The organism is Rubrivirga sp. (genome assembly GCF_965213695.1).
Classification (GTDB): domain Bacteria; phylum Bacteroidota; class Rhodothermia; order Rhodothermales; family Rubricoccaceae; genus Rubrivirga.
Genome location: NZ_OZ243912.1, coordinates 1,108,744 through 1,128,960 on the forward strand (window position 1 = coordinate 1,108,744; position 20,217 = coordinate 1,128,960).

At 72.5% G+C, this 20,217-nt stretch carries 11 protein-coding genes; 10 read left to right on the top strand and 1 reads right to left on the bottom strand.

The window, feature by feature from the left end:
* The first annotated feature begins 49 nt into the window (after positions 1 to 49).
* The 10 genes from ACOOHE_RS04895 to ACOOHE_RS04940 all read left to right on the top strand — a co-directional run bounded on the left by ACOOHE_RS04895 (position 50) and on the right by ACOOHE_RS04940 (position 18,204).
* A complete protein-coding gene (locus ACOOHE_RS04895; RefSeq protein WP_420456681.1) occupies positions 50 to 2,887 on the top strand; it encodes a glucoamylase family protein in 2,838 nt (945 codons plus the stop codon).
* 159 nt (positions 2,888 to 3,046) lie between these two features.
* Positions 3,047 to 5,389 carry a beta-glucosidase BglX gene (gene bglX, locus ACOOHE_RS04900; protein ID WP_420456682.1) on the top strand — a complete coding sequence of 781 codons (2,343 nt, stop codon included), beginning with the start codon at positions 3,047 to 3,049 and terminating at the stop codon, positions 5,387 to 5,389.
* A gap of 126 nt (positions 5,390 to 5,515) precedes the next feature.
* Positions 5,516 to 7,039: a sulfatase gene (locus ACOOHE_RS04905; RefSeq protein ID WP_420456683.1), complete on the top strand. Its 1,524-nt coding sequence runs from the start codon at positions 5,516 to 5,518 to the stop codon at positions 7,037 to 7,039.
* 83 nt (positions 7,040 to 7,122) lie between these two features.
* Positions 7,123 to 9,303, top strand: coding sequence for a glucoamylase family protein (locus ACOOHE_RS04910; protein ID WP_420456684.1), 2,181 nt, complete (start codon positions 7,123 to 7,125; stop codon positions 9,301 to 9,303).
* Between the two features lie 225 nt (positions 9,304 to 9,528).
* A complete protein-coding gene (locus ACOOHE_RS04915; protein WP_420457600.1) occupies positions 9,529 to 10,896 on the top strand; it encodes a sugar ABC transporter substrate-binding protein in 1,368 nt (455 codons plus the stop codon).
* Between the two features lie 3 nt (positions 10,897 to 10,899).
* Positions 10,900 to 11,469, top strand: a complete 570-nt coding sequence (locus ACOOHE_RS04920; protein WP_420456685.1) for a four helix bundle protein — start codon at positions 10,900 to 10,902, stop codon at positions 11,467 to 11,469.
* 68 nt (positions 11,470 to 11,537) lie between these two features.
* Positions 11,538 to 12,452, top strand: coding sequence for a carbohydrate ABC transporter permease (locus ACOOHE_RS04925; protein WP_420457601.1), 915 nt, complete (start codon positions 11,538 to 11,540; stop codon positions 12,450 to 12,452).
* Positions 12,453 to 12,645: 193 nt separating this feature from the next.
* A complete protein-coding gene (locus ACOOHE_RS04930; protein ID WP_420457602.1) occupies positions 12,646 to 13,386 on the top strand; it encodes a carbohydrate ABC transporter permease in 741 nt (246 codons plus the stop codon).
* Positions 13,387 to 13,481: 95 nt separating this feature from the next.
* Positions 13,482 to 17,231 carry a GH36-type glycosyl hydrolase domain-containing protein gene (locus tag ACOOHE_RS04935; protein WP_420456686.1) on the top strand — a complete coding sequence of 1,250 codons (3,750 nt, stop codon included), beginning with the start codon at positions 13,482 to 13,484 and terminating at the stop codon, positions 17,229 to 17,231.
* Between the two features lie 109 nt (positions 17,232 to 17,340).
* Positions 17,341 to 18,204 carry an endonuclease/exonuclease/phosphatase family protein gene (locus ACOOHE_RS04940; RefSeq protein WP_420456687.1) on the top strand — a complete coding sequence of 288 codons (864 nt, stop codon included), beginning with the start codon at positions 17,341 to 17,343 and terminating at the stop codon, positions 18,202 to 18,204.
* On the opposite strand, the gene ACOOHE_RS04945 is transcribed toward ACOOHE_RS04940, so the two are convergent.
* Positions 18,152 to 19,570: a GH1 family beta-glucosidase gene (locus ACOOHE_RS04945; RefSeq protein ID WP_420456688.1), complete on the bottom strand. Its 1,419-nt coding sequence runs from the start codon at positions 19,568 to 19,570 to the stop codon at positions 18,152 to 18,154. The two genes, ACOOHE_RS04940 and ACOOHE_RS04945, sit on opposite strands and share 53 nt — an antisense overlap.
* Positions 19,571 to 20,217 lie beyond the last annotated feature (647 nt).

Consider the following 20,217-nt stretch of genomic DNA (forward strand, 5'->3'; position numbering starts at 1 on the left):
CGCCGCGTACGTCGGCCCCCCACACTCCCTCCTCCCACACTCCTTCCTCATGCTCCGTCCGCTCCTCTTCGCCCTTCTCCTCGCCGCCACGGCCGGCGCCCAGACGGCAACGCCGATCTTCGACGAGGACGACGCCGGGAGCGACGGCTACTACCAAGCGTCGGACGGCGGCGCGGTGGGTAACGCGACGCTCGTGCTGGCGGGGCCGAGCGGCACCCGGCTCCCGGTCGCCTCGGGCGACGCCGCCAGCGGGACGGACTACGGCGTGCTGACCTACGCCTCGGGCGACGGCGGCAACTGGTCGATCACCGTCGGCGCGCCCGGCTTCGCCCCGCTCGACCTGACGGAGGCCGACAGCCTGGTCCTGTTCCTCAACGGGCCGGTCGGCGTCCCCGGCGTGGCGCTGCCCCGGCTCGCGCTCGAAGACGCCGACGGCGACCGGACGATCCGCTTGAGCCTCGACTTCGGCACGCGCGTCGGGTTCAACCGGAACGGGAGCGGGTTCCTCGACGGCTCCACGACCGACTTGGCTGTCTCGGTGAGCTACGTCGGGTCGCTCCCGGCCGACGTCGCGCGGCCCGGCTACCCCGAGTCGATCCGCATCACGTTCGCCGACACGGTCGTCACGACCTCGACGCCGGCCATCGGCTTTCCGGCCAAGCCGGCCCGGTTCTCGGTCGCGACCGAGGGCGGGCTCCCGCTCGCGTTCCGCTTTGTCGACACCGACGACGACGGGACGCTGAGCGCCGACGGCGACCGGATCGAGGTGCTCACGCCCGACCCGGTGTCGGGCACGCCCCGACCGACGTGGCGGGTCGAGACGACGGCGACGGCGACGATGGCGCCCGGCGCTGGCGACGTCTACCGGCTGGCCGTGTTCAACAGCGGCGTCGACGACGACCCGGCGACGTGGCAGCGGCGGGCGCTCTCGGTCCGCGACTTCGGCCCGCTCGGCGACGTCGACCCGAGTCGGATCGTGGGCGTGGTACTGGAGAACCCCGCGTCCGGCTCGTCCGAGCGGACGCTGTGGGTCGACGCCATCTCGGCGCGGTCCGACACCGGAAGCCCGGACGGCCCCGCCCCGCCGACCGAGATCACGGCGGACGTCGGCGACCGGACGGTCCGGCTCCGATGGACGCCGACGGCCGGCGCGAACGGCGTCGTGGTGTACCGACAGGCAGAGGCAGGCGGCCCGTTCGTGCGGATCACCCCGTCGGTCGTCCGCGACGACGCCTTCTTCGACCTCGACGCGCCCAACGGCGAGACCGTCCGCTACGTCCTGCGGTCGACGGTCACGAACGGGCTCGGCCCGCCCATCTTGGGGCCGGACTCCCCGGTGATTGAGGCCACGGCCGGCGGCGACGGCGACCCCTACATCGACGAGACGGCGCGGCGCGCGTTCGACTACTTCTGGGAAGAGGCGAACCCGGCTAACGGGCTCGTCAAGGACCGGAGCACGCCGGGCTCGGCGTCGTCGATTGCGGCCGTCGGGTTCGGGCTCTCGGCGATCACGGTCGCCATCGACCGGGGCTGGATCACGCGCGAGCAGGGCGTCGCGCGGACGCTGGCGACGTTGGACTTTTTCGCGACGTGCCCCCAGGGCGAGGCGTCGTCCGGCACGTGCGGCTACCGCGGCTTTTTCTATCACTTCCTCGACATGCAGTCGGGGAGGCGGCAGGGGACGAACGAGCTGTCGACCATCGACACGGCGCTCTTGCTCGGCGGCGTCCTGCACGCGGCCCAGTACTACGACGGGGCCGGCGATGAGGCGACGATCCGCGACCTCGCGGACCAGATCTGGCGCCGCGTCGAGTGGGACTGGGCCGCCAATCGGCCGCCGCTGGTGACGCTGGGCTGGAAGCCCGAGGCGGGGCAGGGCGGCTTCGCCATCTGCAACGGCGGGCTGTGCGACTGGAACGGCTACAACGAGGCCATGATCTTGTACGTCCTGGGCTTGGGCTCGCCGACGCACCCGCTGGCCGGCAACGCTTGGGACGCCTGGACGGCCGGCTACGCCGGGCAGTGGCAGACCCACTACGGCTACGAGTTCCTGGTCTTCCCGCCGCTCTTCGGCCACCAGTACAGCCACGTCTGGATCGACTTCCGCAACATCCAGGACGACTACATGCGGGGGCGGAACAGCACCTACTTCGAGAACAGCCGCCGGGCCACGCTGGCGCAGCGGGCCTACGCCATTGACAACCCGCAGAACTACCCGAACTACGGGGCCGACGAGTGGGGGCTGACGGCGTCCGACGACCCGTTCGGCTACCGGGCGCACGGGGCCCCGCCGGCCCTGGCCGACAACGGGACCATCACGCCGACCGCGGCCGGCGGCTCGTACGCCTTCACGCCCGAGCTCTCGCGCCAGGCCCTCCGCACGTTCTACGCCCGCTACTACGCCCGGCTCTGGGGCGAATACGGCCTCCGGGACGCCTACAACATCGAGGAGAACTGGTTCGCGAGCGACGTACTCGGCATCGACCAGGGGCCGATCCTGCTCATGATCGAGAACGCGCGGACGGGCGCCATCTGGGAGTCGTTCATGACGCACCCCGACGTCCGCGTGGGACTGGAGCGCGCTGGGTTCGACCTGGCGCCCGTCGCGACAGAGCCGGCGCCCGTCGAGGACGCCCGCCTCGACCCGCCCGCGCCCAACCCCGCCGCTGGGACCGTCCGGCTGGCCTACGCCGTCGGCGAGTCCGGCGACGTCCGGCTGGCGGTGTACGACGTGCTCGGCCGCGAGGTGGCCGTGCTCGCCGACGGCCCGCAGGCTCCGGGCCCGCAGGTGGCCGAGTGGTCGGCCGCCGTCGCGTCCGGCATTTACGTCGTCCGCCTGGAAGCCGCGGGCGTGGTCCGCACCCGTACTGTTGTCGTTGCCCGCTAGTCCATGATCGGCTCGTACCCCCCGCTCCTGCTGCCATCGCTCCGCTCCGTGCAGCAGAAGCTGTCCCCCTTGAAGGGGGACAGACCGGTCGCCCCTGAGCGGAGCGATGGGCGACCGGGCGGGGGGTCCTGCCGCGTCTCCTCACCCTCATCCCGCGCCGTGCGCCTCATCTTCCTTCTCGCGCTTCTCCTTCCCGTCGCCAGCGCCCAACCGGACGCATCGTTCACGGCCGGCTACGACCTCGACGCCGAGGCCGCGTTCGTGGACGACCTGCTGTCCCGGATGACGCTGGCGGAGAAGCTCGGCCAGCTCACCCAGTACACCGGCCAGTGGGCCGTGACCGGGCCGGCCGTGACCCAGGGCGGCGAGGACGTGATCCGCAGCGGCGGCGTCGGCTCGTTCCTCAACGTCTACGGGGCCGAGGCGACGCGGCGGGCCCAAGAGGTGGCCGTGAACGAGTCCCGGCTGGGCATCCCGCTGATCTTCGGGCACGACGTGATTCATGGGTTCCGGACCATCTTCCCGGTCCCGCTCGCCGAGGCCGCGTCGTGGAACCTCGACGCCGTCGAGCTCGCAGCCCGCGTTGGGGCGCGCGAGGGAGCCGCGGCCGGGCTCCACTGGACGTTCGCGCCGATGGTCGACATCGCCCGGGACGGCCGGTGGGGGCGCATCGTCGAGGGCGCCGGCGAGGACCCGTACCTGGGGAGCCGGATGGCCGAGGCCCGCGTCCGCGGCTTCCAGGGGCCCACGCTGGCCGGGCTCGCGTCCGACACGACACTCGTGGCGACGGCCAAGCACCTTGCCGGTTACGGGTTCGCTGAGGGCGGGCGCGACTACAACACGGCCGACCTCTCCGAGCGGACGCTGCGCGAGGTGGTCCTGCCTCCGTTCCGCGCCGCCGTCGACGCGGGCGCCCAGACGTTGATGTCGGCGTTCAACGAGATCGGCGGGGTCCCGGCGACCGGCGACCGCGCGCTGTTCACCGACGTCCTGCGCGGCGAGTGGGGCTTCGACGGGTTCGTCATCGCCGACTACACGGCCGTCCGCGAGCTGATGCCGCACGGGATCGCGGCGACCGCCGCCGAGGCCGGGCGCCGAGCCCTCGTGGCCGGCGTCGACATGAGCATGGTCGACGGGATCTACACCAACGACCTGCCGGCGCTCGTCGAGTCCGGCGCGCTGCCCCTGCCGGTCGTCGACGAGGCCGTCCGCCGCGTGCTCCGCGTCAAGCGCCGGGCCGGGCTGTTCGAGGACCCGTTCCGGTACTCCGATCCCGCGCGTGAGGAGGCCGTCCTGTTCTCGGACGCCCACCGGGCCATCGCTCGGGACGTGGCCCGGCAGTCGGTCGTGCTGCTGAAGAACGACGGCGACGTGCTGCCGCTGGCGCGCGACCTCGGCTCGGTCGCCGTGATCGGCGCGCTCGCGGCCGACTCGACATCGGCGATGGGCTCGTGGGCCGGCGCCGGCCGCTGGCCCGAGACCACGCCGATCCTGCCGGCCCTGCGCGCGGCGATGCCCGACACCGACGTCCGCTACGCGCCCGGCTACCCGGTCGTCAAGGGCAACTTCTTGCAGATGGTCGACCTCGCGCTCTCGATGGACACGTCGGGCCACGACGACGCGGTCCGCCTGGCGGAGACCTCCGACGCCGTCGTGCTAGTGTTGGGCGAGCACCGCGAGCTGACCGGCGAGGCCGCCAGCCGCGCCGACACGCGCTTGCCCGGCGCCCAGCTCGAGCTGGCGCGTCGCGTGATCGCCGCCGCCGGCGACAAGCCGGTCGCCGTGCTGCTCACGAACGGACGTCCGCTCGCGCTCGACGACCTCGACGCCATCGCCCCGTCGATCCTGGAGGTCTGGCACCTCGGCAGCGAGATGGGCCCGGCCGTGGCCGACGTGCTCCTCGGCTTCCACAACCCGGCCGGTAAGCTCCCCGTCACGTTCCCCCGCGTGACGGGCCAGGAGCCGCTCTACTACAACCGCAAGCGGACCGGCCGGCCTCACGACGTGCCCGGGGCCAGTGACAAGTACGTCTCGCGCTACCTCGACACGACGGTCGAGCCGCTGTACCCCTTCGGCCACGGTCTGAGCTACACGACGTTCGAGATCAGCCCGCCCCGCCTGCTCGCTTTCTACTGCGCCGAGTGCCACGCTGATTTGTCGGGCGCAGAGGGTGCCAGAATCGCCTCGGACGGAACGGTCCAGGTCAGCGTCGATGTCGCCAACACGGGCGACCGGGCCGGCGCCGAGGTTGTCCAGCTCTACGTCCGCGACGAGGCCCGCAGCGTGACGCCGCCGGTCCAGGAACTCAAAGGCTTCGAGCGGGTCGAGCTGGCGCCCGGCGAGTCGCAGCGGATCGCCTTCACCCTCCGTCCGGAGGACCTCCAGTTCTGGGGGATGGACGGCGCGTGGACCGTCGAGCCCGGGGGGTTCACCGTCATGGTCGGCGGGTCGTCGGCCGACGCCATGACGCGGACGGCCCGCTTCGAGCTGGTGTCCGAATGAGCGACCACCCCGTAGGGGCACGCCGATGGCGTGCCCTGCCGCACACGGTCCCGACCCGAGGGCACGCCACCGGCGTGCCCCTACGTGCGTGATCCAACCGTCTCCACCGCCGCCACCACCGACCGGATGCGTTCAACGTTGAAAGACCTGGGCGACGCCTTGCGCGCCGCCCTCCGCGACCTCCTCGGCCGTCCCGAGCCCAAGCCCGTCCGCGTCCGCGCGCGCGCCGTCGTCGTGCTGGCGGTGCTGGCGGCCACCGCCGCCGTCGCCCAGCCGCGCAACGTGGTCGTCATCCTGAGCGACGACCACCGCTACGACTTCATGGGCTTCCACCCAGACGCCCCCCGGTTCCTCCAAACGCCCAACATGGACCGGATGCGGGCTGGGGGCGCCCACGTCGCCAACGCCTTCGTCACGACGTCGCTCTGCTCGCCGTCGCGCGCCAGCATCCTGACCGGCCAGTACGCCCACAACCACGGGATCGTCGACAACACGAGCCCGATCCCCCCAGGCACGCGGTTCTTCCCCCAGGACTTGCAGGACGCGGGCTACCAGACGGCCTACGTCGGCAAGTGGCACATGGGCGAGGTGGACGACCAACCGCAGCCGGGCTTCGACCGCTGGGTCAGCTTCCGCGGCCAGGGCGCCTACACGGACCCGCTCCTCAACATCGACGGCGAGCAGGTCCAGCACACCGGCTACACGACCGACATCCTGACCGACTACGCCGTCGACTGGCTCCGCCAGCGGGACGGGTCCGAGCCCTTCTTCCTCGAGCTGTCGCACAAGGCGGTCCACGCCGAGTTCGAGCCGGCGCCCCGCCACGCCGGCGCCTACCGCGACGTCCAGATCCCGTACCCGTCGTCGATGTGGCTGACGGAGCGGAACTACGCCGGCAAGCCCCACTGGGTGCGCGCCCAGCGCGGGAGCTGGCACGGCGTCGACTTCATGTTCCACGGCGACCTGGGGCCGGGCATGGACGGGTTCGACAACTTCTACCGCCGCTACACCGAGACGCTGCTGGCGCTCGACGAGTCGGTCGGCCGCGTGCTCGACACGCTGGAGGAGCTGGGGCTGGCCGAGAACACACTCGTGGTCTACCTCGGCGACAACGGGTTCCTGCTCGGCGAGCACGGCCTGATCGACAAGCGGAACGCCTACGAGGAGTCGATCCGGATCCCGATGCTGGCGTGGGCGCCGGGCTGGATCGCGCCCGGCTCGACGGTCGACGGCATCGTCCGCAACCTCGACCTCGCGCCGACGGTCCTCGCGCTCACCGGCACGTCGACGTCGATCAACATGGACGGCGTCTCGTTCCTCGACCTCCTCGCCGGCGGCGCGGCCACCGCCGTCGACCGCGAGTTCCTCTACGAGTACTACTGGGAGTACGCCTTCCCCCACACGCCGACCACGTTCGCGCTCCGCGGTGACCAGTACAAGTTCATCTACTACCACGGCGTCTGGGACACCGAGGAGCTCTACGACATCGCGGCCGACCCCGAGGAACGGACGAACCTCGTCGAGGCCCTGCCCCAGGTGGCCGCCGACATGCGGAGCCGCCTGTTCGACCGCCTGAGCGAGGACGACGCCATGCGCGTGCCCATGCGGCGCGGCAACTGGAACGCGGGCGAGCGGCTGGTCTACGACTGATGGGGCGCCCGCCGCCGGCGTCCCGAGGCGTCGGCCTGACGCCCCGCCCGCCCGTGCTACCCCCTCCGCCCTCCGCTAACGCCATGCCCCGCCGTCCGTTACCGCTCGTCGCCCTGCTGGTCGGTCTCGTCGCTGGCGCGGTGGCCCTCCCCGCGTGCGCGCCGGCCCAGGCCCCGACCGCCTCGGCGCCGGCCGTGGCGTCCTCGTCCGCGAGCGACTACGTGCCGTCGGCCGAAGAGGAGGTGTTCCTCGACACGTTGCAGCACCGGACGTTCCGCTGGTTCTGGGAGCGGACCGACCCCGAGACCGGCCTCGTCCCCGACCGCTGGCCGACCGAGTCGTTCTCGAGCATCGCCGCCATCGGGTTCGGGCTCCCGGCCTACGGCATCGGCGCCGAGCGCGGCTACGTCTCGCGGTCGGACGCCGCCGAGCGGACGCTGAACACCCTCCGCTATCTCTACACCCGGCCCCAGGGCCCGCGCCAGCTCGGGACGGCCGGCCACCGCGGCTACTTCTACCACTTCCTCGAGTACGACGACGGGACGCGGTTCCGCAACACCGAGCTCTCGACCATCGACACGGCCCTGCTCATGGCCGGCGTCCTGTTCTCGCGCGAGTACTTCGACGCCGCCGACCCGGCCGAGCAGGACATCCGGGCGTACGCCGACTCGCTCTACCAGCGCGTCGAGTGGCCCTTCTTCGACCGGCCCGACGCCACCGACGACCCGCGCCTGATGATGGGGTGGTACCCGGAGTCCGACTTCGGCCCGGCCTACTGGCAGGGCTACAACGAGGGGATGATCCTTTACCTCCTCGGCTTGGGCTCACCGACGCACCCGCTCGACGCCACCGTCTGGCCCGCGTGGACCGACACCTACGAGTGGGAGGAGTTCTACGGCTATCCACACGTTAACTTTACGCCGCTCTTCGGCCACCAGTACAGCCACCTGTTCGTGGACTTCCGCGGGATCCAGGACGAGTGGATGCGCGACCGGTCGGCCGAGATCGGCGAGCCCTACGACTACTTCGAGAACAGCCGCCGGGCGACGCTCAGCCAGCGGGCCTACGCCGCCGACAACCCCAACGACTGGGTCGGCTACAGCGACCGGATCTGGGGGCTCACGGCCAGCGACGGGCCCTCGGACGAGCGGGCGATGGTGAACGGCGAGATGCGCCAGTTCCACACCTACTGGGCCCGCGGCGCCAGCGCCGACCACGTCAACGACGACGGCACCATCGCGCCGACGGCGACGGGCGGCTCGATCCCGTTCGCGCCCGAGGTCACGATCCCGGCGCTCGTGGAGATCGCCCGCCAGTACCCCGCCGTCTGGACCGACGACTACGGCTTCCGCGACGCCTTCAACCCGAGCTTCACGGCGACCGACGTCCCGATCAAGCCCAACTCGGAGGTGACGCCGCAGGGCTGGGTGGACCACGACTACCTCGGGATCGACCAGGGACCGATCCTGATCATGGCCGAGAACTACCGGACGGGGCTCGTCTGGGAGACGCTGAAAAAGAGCCCGTACCTCGTGCGGGGGTTGCAACGCGCCGGCTTCCGGGGCGGCTGGCTCGACGGCGCCCGCGCCCGGGCCGTCGACGTGCTCGACCTGCCGCCGGCGCGGACGGCCGAGCCCGAGGGCCGCCGGCTCGTCGTCGTGCTCGGCTCGTCGACGGCCGAGGGCTACGGGCCGTCCGCCTCGGACAGCACCTGGGTCAACCGGCTCCGCCACCATCTGGAGGGCGTCGACCCGACGCTCGACGTGCTCAACCTGGCGCGCGGCGGCTACACGACGTACCACGTCCTCCCGGTGGGCGACGACGTCCCCGACGACCTGGGCGGCGCGCCCGACCCGGACCGGAACATCGAGGCGGCCTTGGCCCAGGACCCCGTCGCCATCGTCGTCGGGCTGACGTCGAACGACGCGGCGCGGGGCTACAGCAACGAGGAACAGCAGGCCAACTTCGAGCGGATCGCCGGGCTCGCCGAGGCCGCCGGCGTCCCGTTCTACGTGACGACGACGGCCCCCCGCAACCTGGACGACGCGGGCCGCGCCCGCCAGGCGGCCGTCCGCGCGTGGCTCCTGACCCGGTTCGGCGACCGCGCCGTCGACGTGTGGGACGGGATCGCGCTCCCCGACGGCACGCTCGACCCGCGCTACGACATGGGCGACGGGATCCACCAGAACGACGCCGGCCACCGGCTCATCTTCGAGCGCGTCCTCGCCTCCGGGCTGATGGACGACCTGACGACCGCCCGGTAGGGGCGATACGCACGATGTCCCTTCTCGCGAGCCGTCCGGCCTCAGACCGCAAACCCTTCAGGACATTGTCACCGTCCTCTCTACACCAATAGTCGTCCCCGCGAAGGCGGGGATCCATAGGCAGATACTCGTCAAGACGAACCCCCGTATGGATTCCCGCCTTCGCGGGAATGACTCTCGTTAGTGGGTTGCCAGGAGAAGAACCTGACAGCCCTTCCCTCCGCCCTGGTGATCCTCCGTACGACCCTGATCCTCCTCGCTCTCGGCGTCCTCGCGGGGTGCGCCGACGAGCCGGACGGCGACGTCGTGCTCGAGTTCTGGGCGATGGGTGCCGAGGGCGAGAAGGTCCAGCCGCTCATCGACCGGTTCGAGGCCGAGCACCCCGGCATCCGCGTCGAGGTCCAGCAGCAGCCGTGGACGTCGGTCCACGAGAAGCTGCTGACGGCGTTCGCCGGCCGGTCCACGCCCGACGTGTCCCAGTTCGGCAACACCTGGGTGGCCGAGATGGAGGCGCTGGGGGCGTTGGAAGACCTAACGCCCTACGTTCGCCGGTCGGCCGGCGTGGACGAGGGCGACTACTTCCCCGGCGTCTGGGACACGAACGTGATCGACGGCCGGCTGTGGGGCGTCCCGTGGTACGTCGACACGCGGCTGCTCTTCTACCGGACCGACCTGTTCGCCCAGGCCGGCTACGACGAGATGCCGGCGACGTGGGACGGGTGGGTCGAGGCGATGCGCGCCGTCCAGGCCGTCCAGCCCGAGGGCGGCTACCCGCTCCTGATGCCGGTCAACGAGTTCGAACCGCCGCTCATCCTGGGCCTCAACACGGCCGACTTGCTGCGCGACGGCGACCGCTACGGCAACTTCCGCAGCGACGGGTTCCGCCGCGCGTTCGGGTTCTACATCGACCTGTACCGGGAGGGCCTGGCGCCGGCCACGAGCGGGACCGAGATCTCGAACCTGTACCAGGAGATCGACCGGGGCCGGTTCGCGAGCCTGATCACGGGGCCCTGGAACATCGGCGAGTTCCAGCGGCGCCTGACCGAGCACCCGGACGACTGGGGCACGGCGCCCATCCCGGGCCCCGAGCCGGGAACGCCGGGCCTCTCGGTCGCCGGCGGCGCCAGCCTGGTCATCTTCGAGCGGTCGCCGCACAAGGCCGAGGCGTGGGCGCTCGTCGAGTTCCTCTCGCGCCCCGACGTCCAGGCCGAGTTCAACCGGCTGACGGGCAACCTCCCGCCCCGCACGTCGGTCTGGGAGACGACCGGCCTGGCCGACGACCGCTACGCCCGCGCCTTCTTCGAGCAACTCGGCCACGTCCGCCCGACGCCCAAGGTGCCCGAGCAGGAGCGGATCGCCCAGGCCATCCGCGAGGTCGGCGAGTTCGCGGCCCGGGGCGAGCTCACCGTCGACCAGGCGGTGGTCGCCCTCGACGCGGACGTGGACCGGATCCTGGAGAAGCGGCGGTGGCTGCTGAGCCGAGAGGGGAGGGGGGAGTCTGGGAGTGTGGGGGGGAGGGGTATGGGGGCGGATGGCCCCGGCGCTTCCGTCCGCACTCCCATACCCTCACACTCCCGCACTCAACCCCTCTGACCCGTGGTCACGACGTTCCGAGAGCTCCGGGTGTACCAAGCCGCGCGCCGGCTGGCGGGGGAGATCTACGGGCTCTCGAAGGAGTGGCCGCGCGAGGAGCGGTATTCGCTGACGGACCAGATCCGCCGGTCGTCCCGGTCGGTCGGCGCCAACGTGGCCGAGGCGTGGAGGAAGCGCCGCTACCCGAAGCACTTCGTCAGCAAGCTGACGGACGCCGACGCCGAGGCCGCCGAGACGCAGGCCTGGCTCGACGCCGCCCTCGACTGCGGCCTGATCGACGCCGACACCCACGCGCGCCTCGACCGCGAGTACGACCAGGTGCTGGGCAGTCTGGTCCGCATGATGCGCGGCGCCGACCGCTGGTGCGGACCCGCGACTCTCCGCGAGCCCCCCATCGACTACGACACCGACGACTACGACGAGTTCTACGGCGATGACGGGTTCTACGACCGACCCGTCAACGATCCCGACCCCGTTGCCGACGACCCCCCACCCCTCTACGTCAACGAGCGCGGCCACCCACTCGACCCCTCCCACACCCCCATCCCCCCACACCCCGACACTCCGCAGTGAGCACCGTCACCCACACCGACGCCGACCTGGCGACGACGCTCGGCCCCCCCTCGGTGGCCGCGGGCGAGATGCGCGCGCTGGGCCGGCGCTGGCGACCGCGGCTCCCGGAGACGGCCGCGAGCCGAGCGGCGGCGTGGTTCCTGGCGCCCGCGCTGCTCGTCATCGGGCTGTTTTTCGCGCTGCCGGTCGCCGCGGCCTTCGCGCTCAGCCTGACCGACTTCGACCTCTACGCCTTGGCCGACCCCGGGACGGCCCGGTTCGTGGGGCTCAAGAACTACGTCGAGCTGGCGCAGTCCGGCGAGTTCTGGCAGGCGCTGCGGAATACGCTGTACTTCGTCGCCGTCGGCGGGCCGCTGTCCGTCGCCGTGTCGCTGGGGACGGCGCTCCTGGTGAGCGCGAAGGCGGCGCGCTGGAAGGGGCTGTGGCGGACCGTCTTCTTCGCGCCCGTCGTGACGACGCTGGTGGCCGTGGCCGTCGTGTGGCGGTACCTCTACAACGCCGAGTACGGGCTGCTCAACTGGGCGCTCGGCGGGCTCGGCCTGGAGGGCGTCGACTGGCTGGGCGACCCGGCGTGGGCGATGCCGGCCATCATCGGGCTGGCGGTCTGGAAAAACTTCGGCTACAACATGATCATCTTCGTGGCCGGGCTGGCCGGCGTGCCCGAGGAGCTCTACGAGGCCGCCAAGATCGACGGGGCCGGGTGGTGGGCCCAGTTCCGCCACGTCACGCTCCCCGAGCTCGCGCCGACGTTCCTGTTCGTCGGCGTGATCACGATGATCGGCTACTTCCAGCTGTTCGCCGAGCCCTACGTGATGACCGAGGGCGGGCCGCTCCGGAGCACGGTCAGCGTGGTCTACCTGATGTATGAGGAGGGGTTCAAGTGGTGGAATCTGGGCTACGCCTCGGCCGTCGCCTTCGTCCTGTTCGCGCTGATGCTGGTCGGGACGCTGGTTCAGCTCCGCTTGCAACGGTCCGAGCCATGACGCCAGCCGTCCGCTTCCGCCGAGGGCACGGCACGCCGTGCCGCTACGGCCGATCCATTCCGTGCTCGGCGCACGCACTCGTCCACGGGTCCACCCTGCCACAGGTCCACTCGTCGTGAAACCCGTCGCCACGACGCTCCTGCACGCCGCGCTCCTCGGGGTCGCCGCGCTGACGGCGTTCCCGCTGCTGTGGATGCTCTCGGCCTCGTTCATGCCGACCGGCGAGGCGAGCACGTTCCCGCCGCCGCTGCTCCCGTCGGCGCCGACGGTCGAGCACTACCGGGCGCTCTTCGAGCGGGCCGACATGGGGCGGTACTTGCTCAATAGCGCGTTCGTGGCCACGGCCGTCACGGCGGTCTCGCTGTTCATCAACTCCCTCGCCGGCTACGCCTTCGCCAAGCTCCGCTTCCGGGGGCGCGAGAAGCTGTTCCAGTCGCTGCTGGCAGCCCTCGTGATCCCGGCCCAGGTGGCGATGCTGCCGCTGTTTTTGGAGATGAGGGCGCTCGGGCTCGTCAACTCGTACGCCGGGGTCATCGTCCCGGCGGCGGCTTCAATTTTCGGCATCTTCCTGATCCGCCAGTTCGCCGTCTCGATCCCCGAGAGCCTGCTCGAGGCGGCCCGGATCGACGGGGCGACGGAGTTCGAGATCTACCGGCGCGTCGCGCTCCCGCTCCTCAAGCCGGTGCTCGTGACGCTGGCGCTGTTCACGTTCATGGGGTCGTGGAACGACTTCATGTGGCCGCTCATCGTGCTCACCGACGACGACCTGTACACGCTGCCGGTCGCGCTCGCGACGCTCACGCGCGAGCGGGTCCAGGACAACGAGTTCATGATGGCCGGCGCCGTCGTGACCACGCTGCCGGTCTTGGTCGTCTTCCTCGCCCTCCAGCGCCACTACGTCCGCGGCATCATGCTCGGCGGCGTGAAAGGCTGAGTGGGGAGTATGGGTGTGTGGGAGGGGGAGGGAACGCCTGCCCGCCTCCCGGCGCCCGCTCCTCCCACACCCCTTCCCCCCACACTCCTCCCGCCGTGGAACTCGCCGTCGCCACCCCGTTCGTCCCCGCCGACCTCGCCCGGCCCGTCAGCCCCATGCAACTGCTGGCCGGGGGCGGGCTGACCGCCGCCGTCTCGGCCGCCGGCACGGGCGTCGCCTGGATCGACGGCGCCGACCTGACGCGCTGGCGCGCCGACCGCGTCGAGGACGCCGACGGGCTCGCGGTCTGGCTCCGCGACCTCGACTCGGGCCGGGTCTGGACCGCCGGCTGGCGGCCGGGCGACGAGGCGTACGAAGCGCGGTTCGGGGCGGGCACCGTCGAGGTCGTCCGCCGGGACGGCGCGGTCGAGACCCGGCTGTGCTGGGCTGTCGCGCCCGAGGGGGCCCTCGTCGGCCGGCTCGCGCTCCGGTCGCTCGACGGGCGGGCCCGGCGCGTCGAGGTCACCACGTTCGCCGAGGTCGTCCTCCACCACCGCGATGCCGACGCGGGGCACCCGGCGTTCTCGAAGCTGTTCGTCCAGACGGAGGCCGTCGGCGACCGGCCGATCCTGGTGGCCCGGCGCCGGAAGCGGTCGCCGGAGGACCCCCACGTCTGGCTGAGCCACTGGCTCGACGGCGCCGCCGAGGGCGTGTCGTGGGAGACCGACCGGCTCGCGTTCGTCGGGCGAGGGCGGAGCCGGCGGGATCCGGCGGCGCTCGACGCGCCCGGACCGCTCGGCGGGACGACGGGCGCCGTGCTCGACCCCGTCGTCGCGCTGCGGACCGTCGTCGAGGTGCCGGCCGACGGCGCGGCGACACGGGCGTTCGGCCTGACCGGCGCGGACTCGCGCGGCGCCGTGCTCGACCGGGCCGACGCGCTGGCGGACCTGGACGCCGTCGAGGCGGCGGTGGAGGCGGCCACCGCCGCCGAGCAGCGTCGCCGCGACGCCGCCAGTCTGGACGACGAATCGGTTCAGGCCGCCCAGGCGCTCATCGGGCCGCTCCTGTTCGGGGACCCTGACCTGTGGGCCCCGGCCACGATGCGGACCGCCCCGGCCGACGGTGCCACGCTCGACGTGGAGGGCTCCGGCCCGCTCGTCGTGGCGAGGGTGCGGACGGAGGCCGGCGCCGAGGCCGTCCGCCAGCTCGCCCGGTGGCGGGACTACTGGGACGACCTCGGGCTCGACGTCCGGCTGGCGGCCGTCACCGACGCCGCCAGCGTCTCGGCGGGCGTCCCGGTGATCGACGCCGGCGACCCGGACGCCCTCACGCTCGCCGCGAGCCGGGCCACCCTCTGGGCCGACGACGCGCTGCCGGTCCCATCGTCCGGCCCCGCGCCGCTCGCGCCAACGCACGCGCCGCGTCCGACCGGCGACCTCGCCCTCGACGACGACACGCTCCGCGCGTTCAACGGGATCGGCGGGTTCTCGCCGGACGGGACGGAGTACGTGATGCACCTCCGCCCCGGCTCCGACGGCCGGCCGGCGCTCCCGCCGCTGCCGTGGACGAACGTGATCGCCAACGAGCACGGCGGGTTCGTCGTCTCGGAGCGCGGCGCGGCCTCGACGTGGGCCGCCAACAGCCGCGAGAATCGGCTGACGCCCTGGGGCAACGACCCCGTCGAGGACCCCGGCGAGGCGCTCTACGTCCAGGACCTCGACGCCGGCACGTTGTGGTCGCCGACGCCCGGCCCGGCCCCAGCCGCCGCGCCGTACGAGGTCCGCCACGGGTTCGGCTACTCGACGTGGCGGACGGTCGTGGACGGCGTCGAGCAGCACACGACGACGTCGCTCGCGCCCGATGCCGCCGCCCGGCTTACCGTCATCCGCCTGACGAACCCGGGCGACCGTCCGCGCCGGCTGGCGGTAACCGCGAGCGCCCGGCTCACGCTCGGCTCGCGCGAGGACGCCCGGCACGTCGTCACCGAGCGCGCTGGCGACGTGCTGACGGCTCGCAATCCGCACCGAGGCGAGTTCTCCGACCGCGTCGCCGTCGCCCGCGCCGTCGCGCAGGGTGCCGACGTGTCGCTCACGGCCGACCGCGCCGCGTTCTTGGGCCGGTTCGGGACGGACGCGGCGCCGCTGGCGCTCGCCGAGGGCGGTCCGCTCGATGGCGCCGTCGGAGCGGGCCGCGACGCCGCCGTGCACCGGGTCGCGCTGACGTTGGCGCCCGGCGAGTCGCAGGAGGTCGCGTTCGTCCTCGGCGAGGCCGCGAGCCGGGAGGAGGCCGACGCGCTGGCCACACGGTTCTCCGAGATCGGCGCCGTGCATGCCGCCATCGGCCGCACCAAAGACTTCTGGCGCGAGACGACCACGGCGCTCCAGATCGAGACGCCCGAGCCGGCGTTCGACTGGATGGTCAACGGGTGGCTGGTCTACCAGAACTTGTCGTGCCGGCTGTGGGGGCGGACGGCGTTCTACCAGAGCGGCGGCGCCTATGGGTTCCGCGACCAGCTCCAGGACACATCCGCGCTCGTTTATGCTCGGCCCGACCTGACGCGCGAGCAGATCGTCCGCAACGCGGCCCACCAGTTCGAGGCCGGCGACGTGCTCCACTGGTGGCACCCGCCGCTCGCCAAGGGCATCCGCACCCGGTTCGCCGACGACCTGCTGTGGCTCCCGCTCTTGGCGTCCGAGTACGTGGCCACGACCGGCGACGGCGGCGTGCTGGACCAAGAGGTCCGCTTCCTGACGGCGCCGCCGCTCGAAGACGGCCAGGACGAGGTGTTCCTCCAGCCCGATGAGGCCGGCACGTCGGCGTCGGTCTACGAGCACGCGGCCCGGGCCATCGACCGGTCGCTCGCCGTCGGCGCGCACGGGCTGCCGCTGATGGGGACCGGCGACTGGAACGACGGGATGAACCGGGTCGGGCGCGAGGGCCGCGGCGAGAGCGTCTGGATGGGGTTCTTCCTCGCGGCGACGCTCGACGCCTTCCTCCCCCACGTCGAGACCCGGGGCGACACGGCCCGCGCCGAGCGCTACCGCCAGCACCGCGCCGACCTGGCGGCGGCCCTCGACGCCGACGGATGGGACGGCGGCTGGTACCGCCGCGCGTTCTACGACGACGGCGCCGTGATGGGCTCGGCGGACAGCGACGAGTGCCAGATCGACGCGCTCGTCCAGGCCTGGGCCGTCTTGTCCGGCGTCGCCCCGGCCGGCCGCGCGGCCCAGGCGCTCGACGCGATGGAACGGCGATTGGTGGACGACGAGGCGGGGATCATCCGCCTGCTCGACCCGCCGTTCGACGTGACGCCGCACGACCCGGGCTACATCCAGGGTTACGTCCCGGGCGTGCGCGAGAACGGCGGCCAGTACACGCACGCGGCGCTGTGGGCCGTCCGGGCGCTCGCCCAAGCGGGACGGTGCGAGCGGGCGGCCCGGCTGCTGGCGGCGCTCAGCCCGGTGAGCCACGCCGACACGCCCGAGGCGGTCGCCGTCTACAAGACCGAGCCCTACGTGATCGCGGCCGACGTCTACGGCGTCGCGCCCCACGTCGGCCGCGGCGGGTGGACGTGGTACACGGGCTCGGCCGGGTGGATGTGGCGCGTCGCCGTCGAGTCCGTCCTCGGGTTCGGGATCGACCGGGGCGAGGCGATCACGCTCGCGCCCTGCGTCCCCGCCGACTGGCCCGCGTTCTCACTCCGCTACCGGCTGCCCGACGGCTCGGGCACGACCTACGCCGTCCACGTCACGCGCGGCGACGCGCCCGGCTTGACGCTCGACGGCGAGCCGGTCGAGGCGGGCGACGGATGGCGCGTGCCGCTCGTCAGGGACGGTGCCGAGCACGACGTCCGCCTGACGCTGTAGCGGAGGGAGGGGTGTGGGAGTATGGGGGGGTGGCGGAAGTGACGACGCCCCGACGTCTCCTGCCCGCTCCACTCCCACACCCCCCACTCCCACGCTCTCCGCTCCTCCCATGCGACTCCTCGCCCTCGCGCTCCTCCTCGCCGGCTGCGCGGTCGGCGCCCGCCTCGACCCGGCGCCGACGCTCGACGTGGTCACGCTCAACGTCTGGCACGACAAGGGCGACGAGCCGGCCCGGCTGGCGGCCATCGCCGACACGCTCGACGCGCTCCGGCCCGACGTGGTCGTCTTGCAGGAGGTGCTCCAGCACGCCGAGCGCGGGCTGGCGAACCAGGCCGAGACCCTCGGTGCCCGACTCGGCTACGCCGTCGTGTTCGCCTCGGTCGACGGGCCGGGCCAGCCGAAGCGCTACGGCAACGCGATCCTGACCCGGCATCCGATCACGGACACGGCGTCGGTCAAGCTCCGCCCGCTCGACGACTACCGCACGGCGGCCTGGGCCCGCCTCGACATCGACGGACGGCCGCTCGACGTGTACGCGACGCACCTCCACCACACAGCCGAGGGCGGCGAGATGCGAGCCGAGCAGGTCGCCGACTTGGTGGCGTTCATCGACCAGACGCGCGGGTCGGGCGCGTGGCTCGCGGCCGGCGACTTCAACGCGCCCGCCGACGCGCCCGAGCTGGCGCCGCTCGCTGGGCGCACGGCCGACGCCTTCGGCACTCTCCACCCGGGCGCCGACGTGTCGACGCTGGTCGAGGCGCTCGGCCACACGCCGCGCCGGATCGACCACGTGTTCGCCGGACCCGGCCTCGACCCCGTCGCCGCGCGCCTGGTCCTGGCCGATCCGCTGGCCGACGGCACCTGGGCGAGCGACCACCGGGGCGTGTGGGCGCGCTTGCAGTGGCCGGCGTCCGACCCGCTCAGCCGGCTCCCTCCTGGAGCGACGCCGCCGACCGTCGGGCGGTTGCCGTGACCTCGTCGGTCGTGGGGATCCGGGGCGCGTCGCCGAGCGCGGCGCCGTTCGAGCCGATGACCTCGCGGTAGAAGGCGGCGCTGTGCTTGGGCGTCCGCTCCAGCGTCTCGAAGTCGACGTGGACGATCCCGAACCGCTTCGACGTCCCCTGGGCCCACTCGACGTTGTCGAGCAGCGACCACGCGAAGTAGCCGCGGACGTCGACGCCGGCCTCGATGGCGTCCTCCACCGCGAGGAGGTGGTCGTGGAGGTAGGCCACCCGCATCGGGTCCGGGACCTCGCCGCCGACGACCTGGGGCGGGTCGTAGAACGCGGACCCGTTCTCGGTGATGAACAGCGGCGTGTCCCCGTACTCGTCCTTCACCCAGACTAAGAGGTCGCGCAAGGCCGGCGCGTAGACCTCCCAGCCCATCTCGGTGTACGGGTGCCGCGTCTGGCGGACGCGCCGGGCCTCCTCCGGCGGGTCGGCGGGGTCGTCGACGATGACGGCGCGCGTGTAGTAGTTGACGCCGAAAAAGTCCGTGTCGGTCTGGATCTCGTCGAGGTCGGCGTCGGCGAAGCCGGGCCACGAGGCGCCGAACACCTCGGGCAGCCCCTCGGGGTACCGGCCGTGGACGACGGGGTCGAGGAAGATCCGGTTCATGTAGGCGTCGGCCCGGGCGGTCGCCGCGACGTCTTCGGGCTTGTCGGTCGCGGCCACCTTGGGCTCCAGGTTGACCGCGAGTCCGACCTGGCCGGCGCCCTCGGCGCGGAGCGCGGCCGTGGCCCGGGCGTGGGCGAGCAGCTGGTGGTGGGCGGCCATCGCCCCCTCGCGGTGGACCCGGTGGCCCGGCGCCAGCCCGCCGCGGACGTAGCCGCCGTCCATCGTCACCCAGGGCTCGTTGAGCGTGATCCAGCGCGTGACGCGGTCGCCCAGGCGCTGGTGGACCACGCGGGCGTAGTCGGCGAGCCAGTCGGCGATGTCGCGGTTGAGCCAGCCGCCGCGGTCGTCGAGGGCCGCCGGGAGGTCCCAGTGGTAGAGCGTCAGCATGGGCTCGATGCCGGCTTGGCCGAGCCGGTCGACCAGGCGGTCGTAGAAGTCGAGGCCCGGCCCGTTGACGGTGCCCGTGCCGTCGGGGAGCACGCGGCCCCAGGCCACGCTGAACCGGTAGGCCTGGAGACCGAGGTCGGCCATGAGCGCGACGTCGCTCGGCATCCGGTTGTAGTGGTCGCAGGCCACGTCGCCGGTCTCGTTGCCGACCATCCGGCCGGGCGTGTCGGCGAACCGTTGCCAGATGCTGGGGCCGGCGCCGTCGGCCAGGGGCGAGCCCTCGATCTGGAACGCGGACGTGGCGGCGCCCCACAGGAAGTCGTCGGGGAAGGGCATGGGGAAGGGGAGAGGGGAGGGGCGTACCGCCCGAGACGCGACGGGGTGCCCCGGGCGTCGGGGGGTTCCCGCCTCGGACTCCTTGCCGGTCCGCCCCTCCCCGCGAGGCGAGCAGGCAGCCCCGCTCAGCGGGCGGACAGGCTGTCCCCTTCCAAGTGTCTAGCCGGCGTCTCAAACCGAACTGGAAGAAACAACAGTCATCCCCGCGCCGGCGGGACCGCGAAGCGAAGGCGCCAGCCAACCCATCCGGTCCGGCTCGTCGGCTGAGCGCCGCCTGGGCCCCCGCCTGCGCGACAGGGCCGGTACCTTCTCATCCACCTACTTGTCATCCCGAGCTCGCGAGGGATCTCAGCGCCGGCGTCGGAGGCCACCGGAGTCGGCACGGCAAGTCTCCATCGTCCGAGTTGAGATCCTTCACTGCGTTGGCTGCGCCGTCGCTTCGCGGTCAGGATGACAAATCTGGAGGGCTTGAGGTAGGACGTAACAGCCCTGTCGCCTGCGCGGGGATGACTCATCTTATTTGTGGAGTCGACGAGAACGTAGCGGCCCTGCTGCGGGCGAGAGGCCGGGAGCCGGCGGCTCCGCTCAGGACAAGCTCCGCGACCTGCCGGAACGCGGGGGGCCAAGCGAGCATACGCCGACCCCGC

Excerpts from the sequence above, each read along its gene's own strand:
- ACOOHE_RS04945 (WP_420456688.1), bottom strand. The coding sequence starts at position 19,570 with ATGCCCTTCCCCGACGACTTCCTGTGGGGCGCCGCCACGTCCGCGTTC.
- ACOOHE_RS04895 (WP_420456681.1), top strand. The coding sequence starts at position 50 with ATGCTCCGTCCGCTCCTCTTCGCCCTTCTCCTCGCCGCCACGGCCGGC.
- ACOOHE_RS04925 (WP_420457601.1), top strand. The coding sequence starts at position 11,538 with ATGCGCGCGCTGGGCCGGCGCTGGCGACCGCGGCTCCCGGAGACGGCC.
- ACOOHE_RS04910 (WP_420456684.1), top strand. The coding sequence starts at position 7,123 with ATGCCCCGCCGTCCGTTACCGCTCGTCGCCCTGCTGGTCGGTCTCGTC.
- ACOOHE_RS04905 (WP_420456683.1), top strand. The coding sequence starts at position 5,516 with ATGCGTTCAACGTTGAAAGACCTGGGCGACGCCTTGCGCGCCGCCCTC.
- ACOOHE_RS04940 (WP_420456687.1), top strand. The coding sequence starts at position 17,341 with ATGCGACTCCTCGCCCTCGCGCTCCTCCTCGCCGGCTGCGCGGTCGGC.
- ACOOHE_RS04930 (WP_420457602.1), top strand. The coding sequence starts at position 12,646 with ATGCTCTCGGCCTCGTTCATGCCGACCGGCGAGGCGAGCACGTTCCCG.